General features: G+C 52.9%; 14 protein-coding genes. 10 read left to right on the top strand and 4 right to left on the bottom strand.

Annotation, left to right across the window (positions count from 1 at the left end):
- Window positions 1-24: 24 nt before the first annotated feature.
- From hldE to J5224_RS16245, 3 genes are read left to right on the top strand one after another with little or no spacing between them, the layout of a single operon-like run.
- Window positions 25-1,458, top strand: a complete 1,434-nt coding sequence (hldE, locus tag J5224_RS16255) for a bifunctional D-glycero-beta-D-manno-heptose-7-phosphate kinase/D-glycero-beta-D-manno-heptose 1-phosphate adenylyltransferase HldE (RefSeq protein WP_264626362.1) — start codon at window positions 25-27, stop codon at window positions 1,456-1,458.
- A gap of 26 nt (window positions 1,459-1,484) precedes the next feature.
- The gene (ligA, locus tag J5224_RS16250; protein ID WP_264626361.1) at window positions 1,485-3,515 is read left to right on the top strand and encodes an NAD-dependent DNA ligase LigA; all 2,031 of its coding nucleotides are present in this window, start codon (window positions 1,485-1,487) and stop codon (window positions 3,513-3,515) included.
- A 3-nt stretch (window positions 3,516-3,518) separates the two neighbouring features.
- Window positions 3,519-3,734 (top strand): DUF3820 family protein, encoded by a 216-nt coding sequence (locus J5224_RS16245; RefSeq protein WP_264626360.1) that lies wholly within the window; start codon window positions 3,519-3,521, stop codon window positions 3,732-3,734.
- Window positions 3,735-3,776: 42 nt separating this feature from the next.
- Here the strand turns inward: J5224_RS16245 and J5224_RS16240 are convergent, their stop codons facing one another.
- The 3 genes from J5224_RS16240 to garD all read right to left on the bottom strand — a co-directional run bounded on the left by J5224_RS16240 (window position 3,777) and on the right by garD (window position 8,019).
- The gene (locus J5224_RS16240) at window positions 3,777-4,124 is read right to left on the bottom strand and encodes a FlxA-like family protein (RefSeq protein WP_264626359.1); all 348 of its coding nucleotides are present in this window, start codon (window positions 4,122-4,124) and stop codon (window positions 3,777-3,779) included.
- 244 nt (window positions 4,125-4,368) lie between these two features.
- Entirely contained in the window at window positions 4,369-5,904 is a 1,536-nt protein-coding gene (locus J5224_RS16235; protein WP_264626358.1) for a methyl-accepting chemotaxis protein, read from the bottom strand.
- A 540-nt stretch (window positions 5,905-6,444) separates the two neighbouring features.
- On the bottom strand, window positions 6,445-8,019 hold the full coding sequence (gene garD / locus J5224_RS16230) for a galactarate dehydratase (RefSeq protein WP_264626357.1): 1,575 nt from the start codon (window positions 8,017-8,019) through the stop codon (window positions 6,445-6,447).
- Window positions 8,020-8,579: 560 nt separating this feature from the next.
- Here garD and J5224_RS16225 point away from each other — a divergent pair.
- The 7 genes from J5224_RS16225 (at window position 8,580) to J5224_RS16195 (ending at window position 18,117) form a co-directional block, all read left to right on the top strand.
- Window positions 8,580-9,929 carry an MFS transporter gene (locus tag J5224_RS16225; RefSeq protein ID WP_264626356.1) on the top strand — a complete coding sequence of 450 codons (1,350 nt, stop codon included), beginning with the start codon at window positions 8,580-8,582 and terminating at the stop codon, window positions 9,927-9,929.
- Window positions 9,930-10,426: 497 nt separating this feature from the next.
- A complete protein-coding gene (locus J5224_RS16220; protein WP_413544686.1) occupies window positions 10,427-11,767 on the top strand; it encodes an enolase C-terminal domain-like protein in 1,341 nt (446 codons plus the stop codon).
- 91 nt (window positions 11,768-11,858) lie between these two features.
- Entirely contained in the window at window positions 11,859-13,199 is a 1,341-nt protein-coding gene (gudD, locus tag J5224_RS16215) for a glucarate dehydratase (protein ID WP_264626355.1), read from the top strand.
- A gap of 55 nt (window positions 13,200-13,254) precedes the next feature.
- Window positions 13,255-14,034, top strand: coding sequence for a 2-dehydro-3-deoxyglucarate aldolase (gene garL, locus J5224_RS16210; protein ID WP_195312217.1), 780 nt, complete (start codon window positions 13,255-13,257; stop codon window positions 14,032-14,034).
- A 56-nt stretch (window positions 14,035-14,090) separates the two neighbouring features.
- Complete coding sequence (gene garR / locus J5224_RS16205) at window positions 14,091-14,975, top strand: 2-hydroxy-3-oxopropionate reductase (protein ID WP_264626354.1); 885 nt, start codon at window positions 14,091-14,093, stop codon at window positions 14,973-14,975.
- Between the two features lie 106 nt (window positions 14,976-15,081).
- Entirely contained in the window at window positions 15,082-16,224 is a 1,143-nt protein-coding gene (locus J5224_RS16200) for a glycerate kinase (protein ID WP_264626353.1), read from the top strand.
- A 231-nt stretch (window positions 16,225-16,455) separates the two neighbouring features.
- Window positions 16,456-18,117 carry a tetratricopeptide repeat protein gene (locus tag J5224_RS16195; protein ID WP_264626352.1) on the top strand — a complete coding sequence of 554 codons (1,662 nt, stop codon included), beginning with the start codon at window positions 16,456-16,458 and terminating at the stop codon, window positions 18,115-18,117.
- A 90-nt stretch (window positions 18,118-18,207) separates the two neighbouring features.
- Here J5224_RS16195 and J5224_RS16190 read toward each other — a convergent pair.
- On the bottom strand, window positions 18,208-18,375 hold a 168-nt coding region (locus J5224_RS16190), incomplete at its 5' end, for an Hpt domain-containing protein (RefSeq protein WP_264626381.1).

Below are 18,375 nucleotides of genomic sequence, written 5' to 3'. Positions count from 1 at the left end.
CAAAAAACATCTTGGAGTAGGTGCATGAAAGTTTCATTACCTGATTTTCGTCAGGCTGGCGTGCTGGTGGTAGGGGATGTGATGCTGGATCGCTACTGGTACGGCCCTACCAGCCGTATTTCGCCAGAAGCGCCTGTACCGGTCGTCAAAGTCGATACCATTGAAGAACGTCCCGGCGGTGCCGCTAACGTGGCCATGAACATTGCGGCATTGGGTGCCAATTCTCGCCTGGTCGGGCTGACGGGCATCGATGACGCGGCCCGCGCGCTGAGTGCCAAACTGAGCGATGTGAACGTCAAGTGCGATTTTGTTTCCGTCCCGACGCACCCCACTATCACCAAACTGCGCGTGCTGTCGCGCAACCAGCAGTTGATTCGTCTGGATTTCGAAGAAGGTTTTGACGGTGTGGACCCGCAACCGATGTTGGAACGCATTGCGCAGGCGTTGCCGAAAATCGGCGCGTTGGTGCTGTCTGACTACGCCAAAGGCGCGCTGGCCCACGTACAGGCGATGATCCAAACCGCGAATGAAGCCGGTGTGCCGGTGCTGATCGACCCGAAAGGGACTGATTTTGCGCGCTATCGCGGTGCCACCTTATTGACGCCGAACCTGTCCGAGTTCGAAGCGGTTGCCGGACGCAGCAAAACCGAAGAAGAACTGGTGGCGCGCGGCGAAAAAATGATTGCTGATTTTGACCTTTCCGCACTGCTGATCACACGTTCTGAACAGGGTATGACGCTGCTTCAGCCGGGCAAAGCACCGCTGAATCTGCCGACACAGGCGCAGGAAGTCTATGATGTGACCGGTGCGGGCGATACCGTGATTGGCGTATTGGCAGCGGCACTGGCGGCAGGCAATTCGCTGGAAGATGCCTGTTTCCTGGCGAACGCCGCAGCCGGTGTGGTAGTGGGCAAGTTGGGTACCTCTACCGTCACGCCCATCGAGCTGGAAAATGCCATTCGCGGTCGTGCTGACAGCGGTTTTGGTGCGATGGATGAAGCGCAACTGAAAGCGGCCGTGGCGCAGGCGCGTTTGCGCGGTGAAAAAATTGTCATGACTAACGGCGTTTTCGATATTCTGCATGCCGGCCACGTCTCTTATCTGGCGAACGCGCGCAAGCTGGGCGATCGTTTGATTGTGGCGGTGAACAGCGATGACTCCACCAGCCGTTTGAAAGGCCCCACGCGTCCGGTCAATGCTCTGGCGCAACGTATGGCGGTGTTAAGTGCCCTCGGTGCGGTGGACTGGGTGGTGCCGTTTGAAGAAGATACCCCGCAGCGCCTGATTGCTGGCATCCTGCCGGATATTCTGGTCAAAGGCGGTGACTACAAGCCGGAAGATATCGCAGGCAGTAAAGAAGTATGGGCTAATGGTGGTGACGTACAGGTGCTGAACTTTGAAGATGGCTGTTCTACCACTAACATTATTAATACCATCAAAGCCAATACGCCGCGATAAACCAAAAGAGTACGGGTAACCATCCAGTGACAGTTGAACATCTGACATCGCGTGTGGCTGAGCTGCACGCGCAATTGCGCCACCACGAATATAAATATCACGTTGAAGATGCGCCGGAAATTCCTGACGTGGAATATGACCGCCTGATGAATGCGCTCAAGGCGATCGAAGCGGAGCATCCTGAACTGATTACGCCAGATTCGCCCACGCAGCGCGTTGGTGCGGCCCCCCTGTCGGCGTTCGAGTCCGTGCGTCATGAGGTGCCGATGCTGTCGTTGGACAACGTATTCGATGATGAAAGCTATCTGGCGTTTTACAAACGCGTGCAGGATCGCTTGAAAAGCGGTGAGGAACTGACCTTCTGCTGTGAGCTGAAACTCGATGGTTTGGCGGTAAGCCTGCTGTATGAAAATGGCCTGCTGGTGCAGGCCGCCACGCGCGGCGATGGTACGACAGGGGAAAACATTACCGCCAATATCCGTACCATCGGTGCCATTCCGCTGCGGCTACACGGTGATAACATCCCCACGCGCGTGGAAGTGCGCGGTGAAGTGTTTATGAAACACCGTGGCTTTGAAAAGATGAATGATGAAGCGCGGCGTACCGGTGCCAAGATTTTTGCCAATCCGCGTAATGCGGCGGCGGGGTCATTGCGTCAGCTCGATCCGCGTATTACGGCCAAACGCCCCCTGACCTTCTTCTGCTATGGCGTGGGTCTGTTGGAAGGCGGCACCTTGCCGACCAGCCATCTGGCACGCCTGAAGCAATTTAAAGCCTGGGGATTGCCGGTCAGCGATCGTATTCGTTTGTGCACTGGCAGTGCAGACGTACTGGCGTTTTATCGTCAGGTGGAGCAAGAGCGCGCGACGCTCGGCTTCGATATTGATGGCGTGGTGGTCAAAGTCGATGACCTCGCTTTGCAGGAACGGCTAGGATTTGTGGCGCGTGCGCCGCGCTGGGCGGTGGCCTTTAAATTCCCGGCACAGGAGCAATTGACCTGGCTGCACGGCGTTGATTTTCAGGTTGGGCGCACCGGTGCCATTACGCCGGTGGCACGCCTTGAGCCGGTTGCTGTCGCGGGTGTGATGGTGAGCAATGCCACCTTACACAACCGCGATGAGATTGAACGTCTCGGCATACAGATTGGCGATCGCGTTATTGTGCGTCGCGCTGGTGATGTCATTCCGCAGATTGTTGGGGTGGTGGAAGCAGAGCGCCCTGCGGATGCGCGTGCTATCGATTTTCCTGAGCAATGTCCGGTGTGCGGCTCCGAGGTAGAGCGCATTGAGGGTGAGGCGGTGACGCGCTGTACGGGCGGGTTGATCTGCGGCGCACAGCGTAAGGAAGCGTTAAAGCACTTTGTCTCCCGCCGTGCGCTGGACGTTGAAGGTATGGGCGACAAGGTCATCGATCAATTGGTGGAAAAAGAGTACGTCAAAACGCCTGCCGACCTGTTCATGCTTACTGCAGGTATCCTGACTGGACTGGATCGTATGGGGCCGAAATCGGCGCAGAATCTGGTCAATGCGCTGGAAAAAGCCAAGTCCACCACCTTTGCTCGTTTCCTGTTTGCGTTGGGTATCCGTGATGTGGGTGAAGCGACCGCAGGCAATCTGGCACAGCATTTTGCTACGTTGGATAACCTGCTGGCAGCGGATGAAGACGCGCTGCTGGAGGTGGCGGATGTGGGGCCGATCGTAGCGAAGCATGTGCGCCATTTCCTGCAAGAAGCGCACAATCAGCAAGTGATTCGCGAGCTTATCAATCCTGAGGGGATCAACATCCATTGGCCGGAAATCGAAAGGGTGGATGTTGCGACGCTCGATAACCCGTTTGCTGGCAAGACCATTGTGCTGACGGGATCGCTGAGCGTGCTATCCCGTGATGAAGCCAAGGATCGTCTGACGGCGCTGGGCGCGAAAGTGAGCGGCAGCGTGTCCAAGAAAACCGATATGGTGATTGCCGGGGAAGCGGCGGGCTCCAAGCTGGCCAAAGCACAAGAACTGAACATCCCGGTGATTGATGAGGCTGAGATGATCCGCCTGCTCGGAGCCTAACCGATGGAAAAAGAGGATTTGATCGCTATCGCCACCCAGCAGATGCCGTTTGGCAAGTATCAGGGCCGAGTTCTGATCGATTTGCCCGAGGAGTATTTGCTGTGGTTTGCCCGCAAGGATGTGTTTCCCAAAGGGCGATTGGGGGATTTGATGCAACTGACGCTGACCATCAAGATTGAAGGGCTGCAAGGGTTGGTGACGCCGCTTAAGCCGCGTTAGAAGCAGCACCGCGCTTGCGGTGCTGCACGTGTGACTCAACGGCTACACGTAGATGTTGATTTTGTTCTCTTCAGTCGGCTTGTTAACGCCTTCTTCTTGAGCCGTAGACGTGGATGCCGCCTGCTGCTGTTTACTCTCCGATGACTCATTCTGCAACCGGGCGATTTGGGCCTGAAGCGCTTGAATCTGCGCCTGAATCAACTGCTGCTGCTCCTGAATACTGGCCTTTTCTTCATCCGTGCTGGCTTTCTCGAGAGAGGTAGCGAGCGATTTGGCCTGCTGCGTTAGCGTTTTAATCTGCTGATTAAGACGAGCAATTTGTTGCTCATTGCTGGTCCCTGAGCTCGCGCTGCTGCCAGAGGCAGACGTCACTGCGCTGATGCTGGTCATTTTTTCTCCTTGTCATTACGGCACTGGTTGTGCTTATAGAGTATCGACGTTTATTCCCTCTAGCTTGACAGGGATTTTGTTGGAATACAGAACGATAGAATCAGGTTTTTTACAGCAAATGTAACAATGTGTGTCATGTGTCTGTGCAGAGAAAAACAGGAGGGGACTATCGGCATTGCGTGGGACGCACGGCGAGGGAATTATCCTTATTCCCAGCCGTATCGTGCGTTGTAAAGGGGGTTAATCAACTGCCATACACGTTGATGGCGCTGGTGAGTCGCTGAGCCTGACGGTTTAAACTTTCTGCCGTATCGGTTGAGTGCACCACCATTTCAGTATTGCTTTGGGTCATGATTTCGATTTGGGCAATGGATTGGTTAATCAGCCCTAATGCCTGCGTCTGTTCTTGCGTGGCGTTGCTGATCTCTTTGATCATGGTAGAGACTTGCAGCACTTCACTGACGATATCAGAAATGTGCTTACCCGCATTTTCCACCATTTTACCGCCTGACTCCACGCTTGCGACGTTAGCATCGATCAGCGTTTTGATCTCTTTGGCGGCAGAGGCAGAATGTTGGGCCAGGTTGCGAACTTCAGCTGCTACCACGGCAAAACCACGACCTTGCACACCGGCTCTGGCGGCTTCTACCGCGGCGTTAAGTGCCAGAATGTTGGTTTGAAACGCAATGCTGTCGATCACGCCGATAATATCGACGATCTTATCGCTCGCCTTGGAGATGGACTCCATCATACCGATGGTTTCCCCCATGATATCCCCACCTTTTTGCGCCGTCTGGCTGGCGGCTTCCGCCATGCTGGTGGCTTGTATTGCCGTTTCAGCGCTTTGCTGTACCGCAACGGTAATTTCTTCGATGGCAGCGGCGGTTTGTTGCAGGTTAGCAGAGGTTTCTTCGGTACGGGCATTGAGTGACGTATTGTTTTCTGTCAGGCGCTGGCTTACGTCGGTCATGCCTTGCACCTGAGTGCCAACGTCATCCACCAGAGAGTGCAGATTGAGGCCAAACTGGTTAATGGAGCGCATTAACAAGCCTATCTCATCCACGCGGTTAAAGTGAACGTGTGACGTTTTGCGTCCGGAAACCACGCTCTGGGCTTGTTTTTGCATGGTTTTCAGCGGGCGACTGATTTGGCTTTGCAAAAAGGCATCCAACAACAGAAACAGGATGACTGCTGCCAGCGCTGACCAGATGGGATCGAGGCCGAAATAGGTGAGCAGAACGGGGGCCAGCGCAGCGATAAACAGCGGGCAACGGATGCGCCAACGCACGGAGATTTTTTGCAGCACGGAGAGCGGTGCAAATAACCCGGTGCGAACCACCAATCCTTTATAGAAAGCGCGACTGCCTGCCCGCTTTTGCTGTACGGCTTCGTACAGGGGTTCTACAAATTTGATCTCTTCCGCGCTCGGCGTGTTGCGCACGGAAATATAGCCACTCAACTGATTGTTATGATAAACCGGCGTGACGTTGGCGCGAACCCAGTAATGGTCGCCGTTTTTACGTCGGTTTTTTACCAGCCCTGTCCAGCTATCGCCTTGTTGCAGGGTGTACCACATATCTCCAAACGCTTCGACGGGCATATCCGGGTGGCGCACCACGTTGTGGGGCTGTGTGATAAGTTCATCTTCGGCATAACCGCTGACGCGGATGAAAGCGGAGTTGGCGTAGGTAATGTAACTTTGAGTATCGGTGGTGGACATCAATGTTGTGTCCACGTCCAACAGATACTCCTGTTGCGTAACAGGCGTATTGACCCTCATTTGTAACCCCTGGTGCAATTATGGTGCTGTGTTAATAAATTCATGCCCAGTTAAAGGCATGCAAAATTAAAGGTTATTAATTTATGTCACTGCTCTAATGATCATAAAAATGTAATAACTTCACACTGATGACGTTTGCCACGTCACTGTGGGCACGGGGTGCGACAATCCCGCGTTCAAATTTGAACACGCAAACATCAGAACGTGTAAATTTATGATGTTGCTGAGGATGCTGTCAATTCATTCATTTTCAAATAGCACTTTTTTAAATATAAAACCCAGTTAATATAATGAGTTAAAGCATGCAGCTATAATAATTTCATGTGAAATTTCAGGATGAATAGAACGCTTAATTGTTACTTTGGTTTGCAAATTTGTTCAAATTTGTAAATAAAATGAGGGGCGTTATTTGTGGGAAAAATCTTATAATCCCTCCAAAGGGTTACAGGATAAACAGAAAGAATTAATCAGCGATAGAATAAAAAAATAAACGCCGGCCAACGATAAGTGGGCCGGCGAAATATAAAAAAGGTTTATTTATCAAGTTACAGGCGCGGGGTTGAATACCGCCAGTGCGTTATGTAGGCCCCATTGATCTGACCAGGTTTTCTTCCTTCCGCTGGCAATATCAAGGATAAAATGGAACAGCTCCCAACCTACCTGCTCAATGGTGGCATCACCAGTGGCAATTGTGCCTGCATTGATGTCCATCAAATCATGCCATCTTTCCGCTAATGCGGTGCGGGTCGCCATTTTGATCACGGGCACGGCCAACAGGCCATACGGTGTGCCACGACCTGTGGTGAAAACCTGCACGGTAATGCCTGAGGCTAACTGCTGGGTGCCACAGACAAAATCGCTGGCAGGCGTTGCCGCATAAATCAACCCGCGTTTGGTTGGGCGCTGCCCTGGAGAGAGCACTTCGGAAATGGCGCTTTGACCTGATTTGGCAATTGAGCCAAGCGCCTTTTCTACCACGTTCGCCAGCCCACCCTTTTTATTGCCGGGGGACGGGTTGGCACTGCGATCGGTTTTTCCGGTATCCAGGTAGTTGTCATACCAGGCCATCTCTTCAAGCAGACGGCGGCCCACTTCTTCGGTCGCGGCGCGCGGTGTGAGAAGGTGGATCGCATCGCGCACTTCGGTGACCTCAGAGAACATCACGGTCGCGCCGCAGCGCACCAGCAAATCGGAGGCATAACCCACTGCCGGGTTGGCCGTCACGCCGGAGAAGGCATCGCTGCCCCCGCACTGCATCCCCACCACCAACTCAGAAGCCGGGCACGTTTCGCGACGGCGCAGATTAAGACGTTGCAGGTGGCGATCCGCCATGGTGAGAATGTCATCGACCATAGACTGGAACCCCACATGGTGCTCATCTTGCAAACGCACAATACTGGTGTCATCCAGCGAAATGGCGTGTACATCGGGGGTGCCTTCCAGCAGACGTTCCGGTTGCAGTTTTTCACAACCCAGACCGACAACCAGGACTTCTCCGCCAAAATTGGGGTTCAACGCCAGATTGTGAATGGTACGAATGGGAACCACGGCAGCTGGCGCGTTAATGGCAACACCACAGCCGTAGAGATGGTTCAACGCCACGACGCCATCAACATTCGGATAGCGGGGCAGCAGATCGCGTTCGATCAGTTTCACCACGTAGTCAACCACGCCAGCGACGCAGTGCACGCTGGTGGTGATGCCAAGCAGGTTTTTGCTGCCCACGCTGCCATCTGGATTGCGATAGCCCTCGAAGGTATAGCCTTCCAGCGGCGGTAACGGTGCAGGCACTTTTGTCGCCAGCGGCAGTGTTTCCAGCGGTGGCGCATCCGGTAATTCAACCAGAGATTCATCAATCCAACTGCCACGTGCAATCGGCCTTACGGCATAACCAATAATTTCGCCGTAACGAATAATGGCCTCTGTGGCATTAATGTCACTCAGCGCAACTTTATGCCCTTGAGGGACATGTTCAATTAATTCAAGCCCGTCCGAAAAACGGGTACCAGCACGTAATCCATTATTATTGACGACAATAGCAACATTATCGGATTCGTGGACTTTAATATAAAGCGGTTTTTCCAGTGCGGAATCTGTCACTTTTTTTTCTGACATGATGTAAGCCTTTATTCTCGGTCTGTAAAATAACGTTCGTTACTATCGCTGTCGGCTAATTCTTCATTGCTCGTGGACGAGTATAAAGCCCAGACTCTGGGGGTGCATTATGCAAGTGACCTATTTTTTGCCGTTAATCCCGTTTTTTCTGTGGCGTTAGGACAACAAGAGGTGAGTGCTATCACACATCGCCCCGTGTGGATTCTTCGGGGGCGAGAGGGGATTATCAGCAATGTGACGTACCGCGCGAATCGTCGATTTTCGTGAAATACCTCCCAGTCGATAGGGCAACTGCACCAACATATTTAAAAAATGATTTTCAATGTTGTGCCTTTCGCTAGTGAGCCAGCAATTGACGGAATTTATAATCTTCTGGCGAGTGAATGATTCGGTTAACTATTTCAAAGTGACAACACTGAAGCGTTCGCAATATAAAGCTCAAAGGCTAAATAATTAGTGATTTACCACACTTTCATTCTGATAACCCTACGGCATTCTGTTTCCATGAATGCGTTATTGAGAATGAATGAACTAACCGTGATCGACAGCAGGAGTTCATCATGAATACAGTAAGCTCAGCAGCTGGCGCTATACAAAAGAGAACAAACGCCCGCTACTGGATTGTCGTGATGTTATTTATAGTCACGTCATTTAACTATGGCGACCGCGCCACCATCTCGATTGCTGGCTCCGCCATGTCAAAGGAAATTGGCCTGGACGCCGTGGGGATGGGGTATATTTTCTCTGCATTCTCTTGGGCCTATGTGATCGGCCAAATTCCGGGCGGTTGGCTGCTTGACCGTTTTGGTTCCAAACGCGTTTACTTTTGGAGTATTTTCACCTGGTCACTGTTCACCTTGCTGCAAGGCTTTGTTGACCTGTTCCAGGGCTCGGCCATCGTGGTGTCCTTGTTTGCACTGCGCTTTATGGTTGGCCTGTGCGAATCGCCCTCTTTCCCCGGTAACAGTCGTATCGTTGCTGCTTGGTTCCCGGCGCAAGAGCGTGGCACTGCCGTGGCGATCTTCAACTCTGCGCAGTACTTTGCGACCGTGATCTTCGCCCCCATTATGGGCTGGCTGGTGCACGCGGTGGGCTGGGCACACGTGTTCTGGTTCATGGGCGGTTTCGGTATTCTGATAAGCTTCCTGTGGCTGAAAATGATCCACGATCCGAAAGATCACCCCGGCATGAACCAGGCGGAACTGGATTATATCGAAGCGGGTGGTGCACTGATCAATATGGATGCGGCGGCCAACAAGGCCAAAGTACCGGGTAAAGAGAAGTGGTTCCAGATTAAACAATTGCTGACCTCGCGTATGATGATGGGGGTCTATCTCGGCCAGTACTGCATTAACGCATTGACCTACTTCTTTATCACCTGGTTCCCGGTGTATCTGGTACAGGCCAGAGGCATGTCCATTCTCAAGGCCGGTTTCGTTGCCTCCGTGCCTGCCATTTGCGGTTTTATTGGCGGGGTATTGGGCGGGGTGATCTCCGACTACCTGATGCGTCGTACTCAAAACCTGACGCTGGCGCGCAAAACGCCTATCGTACTGGGGATGTTGCTCTCCATGTCGATGGTTATCTGTAACTACGTGTCGACGGAGTGGGTGGTTATCGCCGTGATGGCGTTGGCGTTCTTCGGTAAAGGCATTGGCGCGCTGGGTTGGGCGGTGATGGCGGATACGGCACCGAAAGAGATCAGCGGGTTGAGCGGCGGTCTGTTTAATATGTTTGGTAATATTTCCGGTATCGTTACCCCGATTGCTATTGGTTATATTATTGGCATGACCGGCTCCTTTAACGGTGGTTTGATTTATGTGGGTGTCCACGCGGCAGTGGCTATTATCAGCTACCTGTTTATTGTGCAGGATATCAAGCGTATCGAATTGAAACTTTTCAAAGGGTAATCGATTCAACAGGTCAGGCGGATAACGCCTGACCTGTGCCATTTCAGGCTCCATGCCCGTTCCCCGTGTTATCAGCACCGCTTGCGTGCTTATCTGCATCACGTATCCTTCCGCTTTTCGCTTGTTATTTTACGCCTCTCTTTTGTTCCCTCTGTTTTCGCTGTTTTTTGTTTTATAAAAAATGAAATAATAATGAGGGCGGTCATTAAAATATTCTTAAGCGTTATTTTTCTCGAGCAGCAATTATTGGCTGTGTGCCATTTTTCACGTCCACTTCACATAAACGCTAATTTCGTGAATGACTTCGCAATGCATTGTGCCGAGTTACCATTTAATCATTATCCTGAGACAAAATGTTGTGCACTCGCCCAATGAGCCGGCGCATGTCAGTCATTATAATTTGATGCAGTAGAGCAACGACGGTGCGCGGAGATACGTTGCCCTGTAGTGAGAATTTGTCTCTTCCGCGCTGACACCGACCTCGGCTGGAACACACGATGATAAATAATACCCAGAGTACTCCGGTCATTACCGACATGAAGGTTATCCCGGTTGCCGGCTATGACAGCATGCTGTTGAACATTGGCGGCGCACACGGCGCCTACTTCACGCGCAACCTGGTGGTGTTGACCGACAGTGCGGGTCACACCGGCGTGGGTGAAGCGCCGGGCGGTGAGGTGATTTATCGCACGCTGGTCGATGCGATCCCCCGCGTGAAGGGTGAACAGATTGCGCGTATGAATCGTCTGGTGCATGACGTGCATACCGGTAACCAATCCTCCGATTTTGACGCCTTCGGCAAAGGGGCCTGGACGTTTGAACTGCGGGTCAACGCCGTGGCGGCGCTGGAAGCTGCGCTGCTGGATTTACAAGGCCAGTTCCTTGGCGTGCCGGTTGCCGAGCTGCTTGGGCCGGGCAAACAGCGTGATGAAGTCACGGTGTTGGGCTACCTGTTCTACATCGGCGATCGCACCAAAACGGATCTGCCTTATCTGCCGGGAGAAACCGGCAAGCACGAGTGGTATCACCTGCGCCATCAGGCTGCAATGAACAGCGACGCCATTGTGCGGTTGGCCGAGGCTTCCGCCGATCGTTACGGTTTCAAAGATTTCAAACTGAAAGGTGGGGTACTGCCGGGCGAACAAGAGATTGAGTCGGTGAAGGCGTTGAAGAAACGTTTCCCGGATGCCCGTATCACCGTCGATCCCAACGGGGCCTGGCTACTGGATGAGGCCATCCGTTTGTGCAAAGGCATGAACGGCATTCTGACCTATGCCGAAGATCCCTGTGGGGCAGAACAAGGTTTCTCGGGCCGTGAGGTCATGGCTGAGTTCCGTCGCGCGACTGGCCTACCGGTGGCAACCAATATGATCGCCACCAACTGGCGTGAAATGAACCACGCCGTGATGTTGCAAGCGGTGGATATCCCGCTGGCAGATCCGCATTTCTGGACCATGCACGGCGCAGTGCGCGTCGCGCAACTGTGTAACGACTGGGGCCTGACCTGGGGTTGCCACTCTAATAACCACTTTGATGTGTCATTGGCCATGTTTACCCACGTTGGCGCAGCGGCACCGGGTAATCCTACTGCGATTGATACCCACTGGATTTGGCAGGAAGGGCAGCATCTGACCAAAGAGCCGCTACAGATCGTCAACGGTAAAATTGCCGTACCCGATCGTCCAGGGCTGGGTGTTGAGCTGGACATGGCGCAAGTCATGAAAGCCCATGAGTTACACAAAAAGCTGCCGAGCGGCGCGCGTAATGACGCTGCGGCCATGCAGTACCTTATTCCCGGCTGGACATTTGATCGTAAGCGCCCCGTTTTCGGCCGTTAGTAAACGGGCCTGCGCAACGGGCAGGTAAACGCTTGAGTAAAGCACGCTTCATAACGACAGCTACCGAAAGACAGACTAAAAGGATAACAACATGACCCTACAACAATCCACACCGGTTATTACCCACATGCAAGTCATTCCCGTTGCGGGACATGACAGCATGTTGCTGAACCTGAGCGGTGCGCATGCGCCTTATTTCACGCGTAATATCGTGATTCTGAAAGATAACTCAGGTCATACCGGTGTGGGTGAAATTCCCGGCGGCGAGAAAATTCGCCAAACGCTGGAAGATGCATCGGTTTTGGTGATCGGTAAAACGCTGGGCGAATATAAGAATGTCATGAATGCCGTGCGTAACCAGTTTGCCGATCGCGATGCTTCCGGGCGCGGACTGCAAACCTTCGATCTGCGTACCACCATCCACGTAGTAACGGGGATCGAAGCCGCGATGCTGGATCTGCTGGGCCAGTTCCTCAACGTGCCGGTTGCCGCCCTGCTGGGTGATGGTCAACAGCGTGACGCCGTGGAAATGCTCGGTTATCTGTTCTATGTCGGCGATCGTAACAAAACGGACCTGCCGTATCAGAGCCAGCCGGATGAAAAATGCGACTGGTACCGCCTGCGTCATGAAGAAGCGCTGACGCCGGAATCGATAGTCCGTTTGGCCGAAGCAGCCTATGAAAAATACGGTTTCAACGATTTCAAACTGAAAGGCGGCGTGCTGGCAGGCAGCGAAGAGGCGGAAGCGGTCACTGCGCTCTCCAAACGTTTCCCGCAGGCGCGCATTACGCTTGACCCCAACGGTGCCTGGTCACTGGAAGAGGCCATTCGCCTTGGTAAACAACTGCGCGGTGTGCTGGCGTATGCAGAAGATCCGTGCGGTGCAGAGCAGGGTTTCTCTGGCCGCGAAGTGATGGCTGAGTTCCGCCGTGCGACCGGCTTGCCGACGGCCACCAACATGATCGCCACTGACTGGCGTCAGATGGGCCACACCATCTCTCTGCAATCGGTCGATATCCCGCTGGCGGACCCGCACTTCTGGACCATGCAAGGCTCGGTACGCGTCGCGCAGATGTGCCACGAGTGGGGCTTGACCTGGGGCTCACACTCCAATAACCATTTTGACGTGTCGCTCGCCATGTTCACCCACGTCGGTGCTGCTGCACCGGGCAAAATCGCCGCGCTCGATACGCACTGGATTTGGCAAGAAGGCAACCAACGCATCACCAAAGAGCCGCTGAAAATTGTCGGCGGTATGATTGAAGTGCCGAAGAAACCGGGTCTGGGCATTGAGCTTGATATGGATCAGGTGATGAAAGCGCACGAGCTGTACAAAAACATGGGGCTAGGCGCACGTGACGATGCGGTTGGCATGCAGTATCTCATTCCTGGCTGGACGTTCGATAACAAACGCCCCTGCCTGGTTCGTTAATTCACGCTGTACGCCGCCTCATCCGGGGCGGTGCGATAAAGAGTAAGGATAAAACATGAAGACGCCATTGTTGCCAAATCGGTTTCGCCAGGAGTTGACTGAGGGAAAAACCCTGATCGGTTGCTGGTGCGCGTTGGCTAATCCCATTTCTACCGAAGTGCTGGGACTGGCCGGGTTTGACTGGTTGGTGCTGGATGGAGAGCATGCGCCGAATGACATCAGCACCTTTATTCCTCAGCTGATGGCGCTCAAAGGCAGCCACAGCGCGCCGGTGGTGCGCCCGCCCTGCAATGAACCCGTCATCATCAAACGTCTGCTGGATATCGGTTTCTATAACTTCCTGATCCCGTTTGTGGAAACCGAAGAAGAAGCGGTACGCGCGGTGGCGTCTACACGTTATCCCCCTGCTGGTATTCGCGGTGTCTCTGTCGGTCATCGCAGCAATGCGTTCGGCACCGAACCTAACTATTTCGCCACCATCAACGACAACATCACGGTGTTGGTGCAGATCGAAACCCAGGAAGGTGTCGATAACCTGGATGCCATTGCGGCGGTTGACGGTGTGGACGGTATTTTCGTCGGACCGGGCGATCTCTCTGCGGCACTGGGCTATCTGGGGCAGCCAAATCACCCGGAAGTGCAGAAAGTCATCCGCCATATTTTTGAGCGTGCAGCAGCGCACGGCAAACCGAGCGGCATTTTGGCACCGGTTGAAGCAGATGCGCGCCGTTACCTGGAGTGGGGTGCCAGCTTTGTTGCCGTCGGCAGCGATCTGGGCGTGTTCCGGGGTGCCACTGCGGCACTGTGTGACAAATTCAAAAAGTCATTTGAATAAATCCGGGCCAGTCAGGCCATTACCGCATTTAACGATCGGACTACGGGGTTAACGTAATGAAAATTGGTTTTATTGGACTGGGCATTATGGGTAAACCGATGAGTAAAAACCTGATCAAAGCAGGTTACTCATTGGTGGTTTCCGACAGAAACAGCGCTGTGGTCGCTGAAGTGGTTGCCGCGGGCGCCACCGCCGCTGACACCGCCAAAGCGGTCGCTGAGCAGAGCGATATCATCATCACCATGCTGCCCAATTCTCCGCACGTGAAAGACGTGGTGCTGGGTGAAAACGGCGTGATCGACGGTGCGCGCGAAGGCAGCATCGTGATTGATATGAGCTCCATTGCGCCGCTGGCTAGCCGTGAAATTGCTGCCGCACTGGCCGAAAAAGGCATCGCGATGCTGGATGCACCGGTCAGCGGCGGTGAGCCGAAAGCCATCGACGGCACCCTTTCCGTGATGGTGGGTGGTGACAAGGCGATATTCGATCGCTGCTACGACGTGATGAAAGCGATGGCGGGTTCGGTGGTGCACACCGGCGACATCGGTGCGGGCAACGTGACCAAACTGGCTAACCAGGTGATCGTGGCGTTGAATATCGCCGCCATGTCTGAAGCGCTGGTGCTGGCGACCAAAGCGGGCGTAAACCCGGATCTGGTCTATCAGGCCATTCGCGGTGGGCTTGCGGGCAGCACGGTGCTGGATGCCAAAGCGCCGATGGTGATGGATCGCAATTTCAAACCGGGCTTCCGTATCGATCTGCACATCAAGGATCTGGCGAACGCGTTGGATACCTCACACGGCGTTGGTGCGCAGTTGCCGTTAACAGCGGCGGTGATGGAAATGATGCAGGCGCTGAAAGCGGACGAGCTGGGAACGGCCGATCACTGTGCATTAGCACGGTACTACGAAAAGCTGGCCAAAGTTGAAGTGACGCGCTAAGGCAACAGGTCGGTACGACGACGATTCGATACCGACCTGACATACTGACCCGTAACGACTCCGCGCCCGTTGATACTGGTGGATCGTTTATGAAATCGGATCGTTTATGAAAATAGTTATCGCACCGGATTCTTATAAAGAAAGCTTGTCAGCACAGGAAGTTGCTACACAGATTGAAGCCGGTTTTCGGGAAATTTTTCCTGATGCCAGCTACGTCAAGCTGCCCGTGGCGGATGGCGGCGAAGGTACGGTTGAAGCCATGGTGGCGGCAACGCAAGGGCGAATTGTCGAGGTTCAGGTTACCGGTCCGTTGGGAGACAAGATCGACGCCTTTTTCGGTCTGTCGGGTGATGAGAAAACCGCTTTTATCGAAATGGCGGCGGCCAGCGGGTTGGAGCGGGTACCTCCTGCGCAGCGTAATCCGCTGCTGACCACCAGCTATGGTACGGGAGAGCTGATTCGCAGCGCGCTGGACCACGGGGTAAAACACTGCATTATCGGTATCGGCGGCAGCGCCACCAATGACGGCGGCGCGGGCATGGCGCAGGCGTTAGGGGCAAAACTGCTGGATGCGCAGGGCGAATCGATCGGTTTTGGCGGCGGCGCACTGGATGCACTGAAACGTGTTGATGTCAGCGAACTGGATCAACGTATTAAACGCTGCCGCTTTGAAGTGGCATGCGATGTCACCAACCCGCTGACCGGCAGGCTGGGTGCCTCTGCAGTGTTCGGGCCGCAAAAAGGGGCGACGCCGGCGATGATCGTGCAGTTAGATAATGCGCTCAAGCAGTACGCCGAGGTGATCCGTCACAGCCTGGATATCGATGTGGATCAGGTGCCGGGCTCCGGGGCAGCCGGTGGTATGGGTGCTGCGTTATTGGCCTTCTGCGGCGCGGAACTGCGTCAGGGTATTGAGATTGTCACCGAAGCGCTGGGACTGGATGAACTGGTGCGGGACGCGTCGCTGGTGATCACGGGTGAAGGGCGTATCGATAGCCAGACGGTGCACGGTAAAGTGCCGATTGGCGTGGCGCGCGTGGCGAAGCGTTACAATAAACCGGTGGTCGGGATTGCGGGAAGCCTGACAGCGGATGTGGGCGTGGTGCACGAACACGGCCTGGATGCGGTATTCAGCGTGCTTTACAACATCTGTTCTTTGGAGGAAGCGTTGGACAACGCGGCAGCCAACGTGCGCATGACGGCACGTAACGTCGCCGCAACCATCAAGCTGGCGCAAACGCTCCAATAATGCTTTCTTTGCCGACTGTTTCTGGCGGCTCCTTTCTTCGTCGTCCCCGCGCTGGTGCCGGGGGCGACGCGCAATGATAAGTTGTTGAAAACTTATATTAATCCGCATATTGTTGTGTGTATCCATTTGATAAATGGTGGCTGGTTTATGTTCAAGAACCAGTCGCTTTGATCAAGCAAGTGTTGTGTCTAAAACAATGCTGAATTTAGTTTAGGTGCCGGTATCAACAATATGAAAAGACAAATATCTGTATTCATCGCTTCGCCCGGTGATCTTTCAAATGAGCGGGAGTACTTTAGAAAAGCAATTAATCAACTTAATGTCGGTTTCGGTGATGGTGCCGATCTTGAATTTAACGCATTGGGTTGGGAAGACACGTTGGCTTCAACGGGCCGAAGAAATCAATCTGTTATCAACGAAGATATTGACCGATGTGACGTATTTATCTTGGTAATGAATAGGCGCTGGGGGCAGCCAGCACCTGATGCACAACCCTTTTCTTCTTATACTGAGGAAGAATTTCATCGCGCTCTCGAACGGTGGAAAAAAGAAGAGAAGCCTGAAATATTTGTCTTTTTTAAACGCGTAGATCCTGAATCAGAGGCAGATGCCGGCCCTCAGCTTAAAAAAGTGATGGAGTTTAGAAAACAATTAGAAGAAACAAGGCAAGTGCTTTATCACTATTTTGACGATGAAAAATCATTTGTCTCTGAAGTGGATCGACATCTTCGAGCCTTTGCAAAAGATGAGTTACCAAAATCGGATAAACAACGCGATATGAATGTGCTCCCTCTCTCTGCATTGAACGAGGTTGAGAAGGCAAAAAATCTCGCTATCACCAAAATGAAAGAAGCAGAGGATGCGCGTGATGCAAAAAGAGAAGCCCTTCTGAAGGTTGAGGCCATGCAACTTCAAATGGCTGAAGATGCAGCGCAGTTATCTCTCGAGGGGCGAATTGAATACGCGCGGCAAAAGTTTGCACAGCTTGTTGTAGAAACAATGAATCTCCGTGTTTTGCTGCTTGGTTATGAATTTTATAAGCGTACTGGTGATTTAGATTCTGCTTTTTTGGTCTTGAAAAAGTTGCTAGATATCAGTGGACCAGATGAACACTCACAGGGTACAGCTATGGTTTATGGCAACCTTGGCGTCCTCTATAAGACGAGAGGAGAGCTTGAACGTGCGGAAGACATGTACCAAAAATCATTAGCTATCAATGAGGCACTAGGTCACAAAGCGGGTATGGCAAGTCAATATGGTAACCTGGGTGTCCTCTATAAGATCAGAGGTGAACTTGATCGCGCGGAAGAGATGTATCGGAAATCCTTGGCTATCAATGTGGCACTGAATCGAAAAAAGGGCATGGCCAATCAATACGGTAACCTCGGTGTTCTTTATCGACGACGAGGTGATTTCGATCTTGCCGAAGAGATGTTCCAGAAATCTTTGGTGATTTTTGAGGCTCTAGGTCTTAACGATGGTATGGCAAGCAACTATGGCAATCTTGGAAATGTGTATAAGGCCAGAGGCGAACTTGAGCATGCTGAAAAGATGTATCAGAAAGCCTTGGTTATCAATGAGGCTCTAGAACGAAAAGAGGGCATGGCAAAACAATATGGTAATCTCGGGACGCTGTACATGACCAGAGGTGAGTTTGATCGTGCTGAAGAGATGTATCAGAAATCCTTAGCCATCAACGTGTCACAAGGCTTCAAAGAAGGGATGGCAAATCAGTACGGTAACCTGGGGAATCTGTATAAGGCCAGAGGTGAATTTCAGCGCGCTGAAGCAATGTATCAGAAAGCCTTGCCAATCTTTGAATATCTCAAATCCCCTTTAAAAAATAGCGTCATAGAATTATTAAGTGATATACAGAGTAGAGCCGCAGGATAAAGCGCAGGTAGACACTACAGGACTTGTCACTGGCGTAAAAAAAGTCTAGCCAGCGATAAGTCCTATAGATAACGTGAAAGGCTGTTATGACTACTGCAAATGCGCCTGCGCTGCCCGCCGTACATTGGCGATTTCATCGAGCAGTTCCAGCCACTCCGGCTCCAGTTCAAGAAAATCCGCCCCCTTACGCAGTGCGGTTTCCAGCGTGTAACACAGTTGCTTCAAGCGGGGCACGCCGCTGTAGCCGCAACTGCCGTG

The sequence above is a fragment of the Candidatus Symbiopectobacterium sp. NZEC135 genome, from assembly GCF_025962695.1.
This window is presented reverse-complemented; position numbering and strand designations above follow the sequence as displayed.